Below are 4,436 nucleotides of genomic sequence, written 5' to 3'. Positions count from 1 at the left end.
GTGCCGTCCGGTTTGACGATGGTGCCGCCATTGAACGCCGCTGTCGGCAGATCAACGCCCAGCGCCTCGATCTGCTGCAACATGGCTTTCGGCGGGCGGCCACTGGCGAGGCTGAACAGCACGCCGGCTTCGCGCAACGAACGAACCGCGTCGATGGTGCGTTGATTCAGCGTGTGATCGGGCAGCAACAACGTGCCGTCCATGTCGCTGAGCAAAAAACGTATCGGTTGTTTCGGCAAATCACTCATCCCAGGCTGTGCCAGACGCGACCATCGCGAGTCAGCAGATCTTCGGCGGCCTGCGGGCCATCTTCGCCGGCCGCATACGTTTCGACGCTGGCATCCTGCTGCCACGCATCAAGGAAAGGCTGCACGGCTCGCCAACCGTTCTCGATGTTGTCGGCACGCTGGAACAGCGTCTGATCACCGGTCAGGCAGTCGTAGATCAAGGTTTCGTAGCCAGTCGACGGCTGCATCTCGAAGAAATCCTTATACGCAAAACCCAGCTCGATATTGGCCATGTTCAGCGCCGGCCCCGGGCGCTTGGCCAGCAGGTCGAACCACATGCCTTCGTTTGGCTGGATCTGGATACGCAGGTAAGTCGGCTGCAACTCGTCGACTTCGGTGTCGCGGAACTGTGCGTACGGCGCCGGTTTGAAGCAGATGACGATCTCGGTGTCGCGCACGCTCATGCGCTTGCCGGTGCGCAGATAGAACGGCACGCCGACCCAGCGCCAGTTATCGATCATCACCTTCAGCGCCACATAGGTTTCCGTGGTGCTGTCGGGAGACACGTTGGCTTCTTCGCGATAACCCTTCAACGGCTGGCCATCGCGCTCGCCAGCGCTGTACTGCCCGCGCACCGAGTTGGCCCGGGCTTCTTCGGTGGACCAGGGACGAATCGCCCCGACCACTTTGGCCTTCTCGCCGCGTACCGCGTCAGCGCCAAAAGCCGCCGGCGGCTCCATCGCGACCATGGCCAGCAGCTGGAACAGGTGATTGGGCACCATGTCACGCAATGCGCCGGTGTGTTCGTAAAAACTGCCACGGGTTTCCACGCCGACGGTTTCCGCCGCGGTGATTTGCACGTGGTCGATGTAATGGTTGTTCCAGAACGCTTCGAACAGGCTGTTGGAGAACCGGCTGACCAGAATGTTCTGCACGGTTTCCTTGCCCAGGTAATGGTCGATCCGGTAGATCTGCTTTTCGCTCATGACCTTGAGCAGGCACGCGTTCAAGGCTTCGGCGGTGTGCAGGTCGGAGCCGAACGGCTTCTCGATCACCACCCTTCTGAACGCTTCGGGAGTTTCTTCGAGCAAACCGGCGCTGCCGAGGCGGCGCACCACTTCACTGAAGAAACGCGGCGCGGTGGCCAGGTAGAACACCGCATTGCCGGTGCCGCTGTCGGCGATTTTCGCCGCCAGGGCTGAATAAGTGCTGTCGTCGAGGAAATCGCCCTGGACGTAGCTGATGCCTTTGGCGAGCTTGGCCCACAAGAGCGGATCAAGCATCTGATCGCCCTTGCCGACCTTCGCCGCCACTTCGGTACGGATGAAGTCTTCAAGCTTTTGCGCGAAGGCTTCATCGGTAATGGCGTTGTGATCAACGCCGACGATCCGCAGATTCTCGTCGAGCAGGCCGTCGCGACTGAGGTTGTACAGCGCCGGCATGAGCAAGCGCTTGACCAGGTCGCCGTGGGCACCGAACAAAAAAAGCGTCGTCGGTGGTGCGGGTTCTGCCTTGGATTTTCTGCGGATCGTATGGGTCATTTCTTGGCAATCTCCACGTGGCCGCCGAAGCCGAAGCGTTGTGCCGACAGGATCTTGTCACCGAAGGTGCCCTGCCCGCGCGAGCGGTAACGGGAGAACAGCGAGTTGGACAGCACTGGCACCGGCACGGCTTGCTCCATGGCCGCCTCGATGGTCCATTGACCTTCGCCGCTGTCGGCTACCGAGCCGGAGAAACCGTCGAGCTTCGGATCGCTGGCCAGCGCATCGGCAGTCAGGTCGAGCAGCCACGACGAAACCACGCTGCCACGACGCCAGACTTCCGCGATGTCCGCCACGTTGAGATCAAAACGCTGATCTTCCGGCAGGCGTTCGCTGGATTTGGTCTTGAGGATGTCGAAGCCCTCGGCGAACGCGGCCATCATGCCGTACTCGATGCCGTTGTGGATCATCTTCACGAAGTGCCCGGCACCGGCGGGACCGGCGTGGATGTAGCCATGCTCGGCGCGGTGGTCATCGGACTTGCGATCCTTGGTGCGCGGGATGTCGCCCATGCCCGGCGCCAGTGCGGCGAACAACGGGTCGAGACGCTGCACGGTTTCGGCGTCGCCACCGATCATCATGCAATAGCCGCGTTCCAGGCCCCAGACGCCGCCGGAGGTGCCGACGTCGATGTAGTGCAGGCCCTTCTCGTTCAGCGTCTTTGCGCGACGAATGTCGTCCTTGTAGTTGGTGTTGCCGCCGTCGATGATGGTATCGCCGGGTTCAAGCAGTTCGCTCAGGGTGTTGATGGTGTCTTCGGTCGGTGCGCCGGCCGGCAGCATGACCCAGACCGCGCGCGGCTTGTCGAGGCCGGCGACCAGCGCTGGCAAGTCAGCGACGCCAGTGGAGCCCTCGGCGACCAGGTTATCGATGAAAGCGGTATTGCGGTCGTAAACAACGGTGGTGTGCCCGTTGAGCATCAGACGTCGCGCAATATTGCCGCCCATGCGGCCCAGTCCAATAATCCCGAGTTGCATGTGCTGATGCTCCTTACTACAAATAAATGTGTGTCATTGGTTATAGCCCAACGCGACTGATGGAGGTTAGTCCAGAGCGTTGCGATGAAGTTTCCGGGCATTGTGCCCGATCCAGAGTGATAACGCCCCGAATCCTGCCGAAGACACACCGACCATGAAAAATAAAAAAGTTCCCTTCCAGGGCAAAAGAAATCAAAATTGGCGCCGATAGTAAGTCAAGCGCCTCGGAACGAGGAGTGACTTACAGTTGATGCACGCCATTTGCGAGGTGAGCAATGGGCACAGTACACACAGCAATGCCGCCACAAACCCTCTACGTTACGATCCGTCGCGATGAATTGCGCCAGTTGAAAGACGAGCGCGACCAGTTGAAGCACGAATTGGCGCAATTGCGCGCATTGACCCAGGGCTCGCAGCCGCAACCGCGTCCGGTTGTGCAGCGCGCACCCCACGCCTGATCCCCGCCTGCTTCGGGAACGGCCCCCGTCGTTCCCGACACGTTGCACCTCTGACCGCCTGATACTCATCAAATGCGGCGCTTAACAAATCTTTCACAAGCCCTTGGGGATACTCCGCCCCATTCTGGCCGTGCCTGCGCGTACGGCCTCTGTTCGTCGGTGTCATGGAAGCGTTTCCGGCGTGGGTCTGATGATTGAGCTGGAGCGCTGAATGGCATTGTTCAAACGCAGCAAAACGACTGCGACCGGGTTCGACTGGGCCGGATTCATCTGGCTGTTCGTCTTCTTCTGGTACTTCTCGGGTATTACCCAACTGCTGATCCAGCTGACTGGCACGTCCGGCTTCACCGGATTTCGTCAGGCATTCGTGATGAGCGCGCTGTGGCTGGCGCCGATGCTGCTGTTCCCCAAACAGACGCGCCTGCTTGCGGCGATCATCGGTGTGGTGCTGTGGGCCTGCTCGATGGCCAGCCTGGGTTACTTCTTTATCTATCAGCAGGAATTCTCGCAGAGCGTCATCTTCATCATGTTCGAGTCGAACGTGTCGGAAGCCGGCGAGTACATGACCCAGTATTTCGCCTGGTGGATGATCCCGGCGTTCCTCGCCCATACCGCGTTCGCCTACTTTCTGTGGACGCGCCTGCGCCCGGTGTACATGCCCCGTGGACGCGCAATGGTTGCCGCGACCGCGATCGTCATCGCCGTGGCCGGTTATCCGCTGATCAAACAAACCATGCGCATGGGCAATTTCGCCGAAGGCTTCGAGAAATTCGAAACCCGCATCGAGCCTGCCGTGCCGTGGCAGATGGCTGTGGCCTATCACCGCTATCTGGAAACGTTGGGGGACATGCAAGGCATGCTCGACAGTGCCAGCAAGATCGCGCCGCTGAAAAACCTCAAGGACGCCTCGGCCGGGCAACCGGCGACGCTGGTGCTGGTCATCGGTGAGTCGACCAACCGTCAACGCATGAGCCTCTACGGTTATCCGCGCAACACCACGCCGGAACTCGACAAGCTCAAGGATCAACTGGCGATCTTCGACAACGTCATTACCCCGCGCCCGTACACCATCGAGGCACTGCAGCAAGTGCTGACCTTCGCCGATGAGCAGAACCCGGATCTGTACCTGTCGACGCCATCGCTGGTCAGCGTGATGAAACAGGCCGGTTACAAGACCTTCTGGATCACCAACCAGCAGACCATGACCAAGCGCAACACCATGCTCACGACCTT

Annotated in this window: 5 protein-coding genes; 2 read left to right on the top strand and 3 right to left on the bottom strand. The window is 60.2% G+C overall.

The features are described from left to right. The 3 genes from D6877_RS24390 to gnd all read right to left on the bottom strand — a co-directional run. Positions 1 to 248, bottom strand: a 248-nt coding sequence (locus tag D6877_RS24390) for an HAD-IIB family hydrolase (protein ID WP_130912357.1), incomplete at its 3' end; no start/stop codon positions are given. Next, positions 245 to 1,768, bottom strand: coding sequence for a glucose-6-phosphate dehydrogenase (gene zwf, locus D6877_RS24385; RefSeq protein ID WP_130912356.1), 1,524 nt, complete (start codon positions 1,766 to 1,768; stop codon positions 245 to 247). The genes zwf and D6877_RS24390, both read right to left, overlap by 4 nt. Further along, positions 1,765 to 2,745 carry a phosphogluconate dehydrogenase (NAD(+)-dependent, decarboxylating) gene (gene gnd, locus D6877_RS24380; RefSeq protein WP_122698319.1) on the bottom strand — a complete coding sequence of 327 codons (981 nt, stop codon included), beginning with the start codon at positions 2,743 to 2,745 and terminating at the stop codon, positions 1,765 to 1,767. The genes zwf and gnd overlap by 4 nt, the downstream gene beginning before the upstream one ends. 275 nt (positions 2,746 to 3,020) lie before the next feature. Here gnd and D6877_RS24375 point away from each other — a divergent pair, with 275 nt between their 5' ends. Further along, a complete protein-coding gene (locus D6877_RS24375) occupies positions 3,021 to 3,203 on the top strand; it encodes a DUF6026 family protein (protein ID WP_016774671.1) in 183 nt (60 codons plus the stop codon). A gap of 211 nt (positions 3,204 to 3,414) precedes the next feature. Next, positions 3,415 to 4,436: phosphoethanolamine transferase CptA (gene cptA / locus D6877_RS24370; RefSeq protein WP_130912355.1), on the top strand; the 1,022-nt coding region annotated here is incomplete at its 3' end.

Source organism: Pseudomonas sp. Sample_9, from assembly GCF_004307535.1.
GTDB lineage: Bacteria > Pseudomonadota > Gammaproteobacteria > Pseudomonadales > Pseudomonadaceae > Aquipseudomonas > Aquipseudomonas mercuritolerans.
This window is presented reverse-complemented; position numbering and strand designations above follow the sequence as displayed.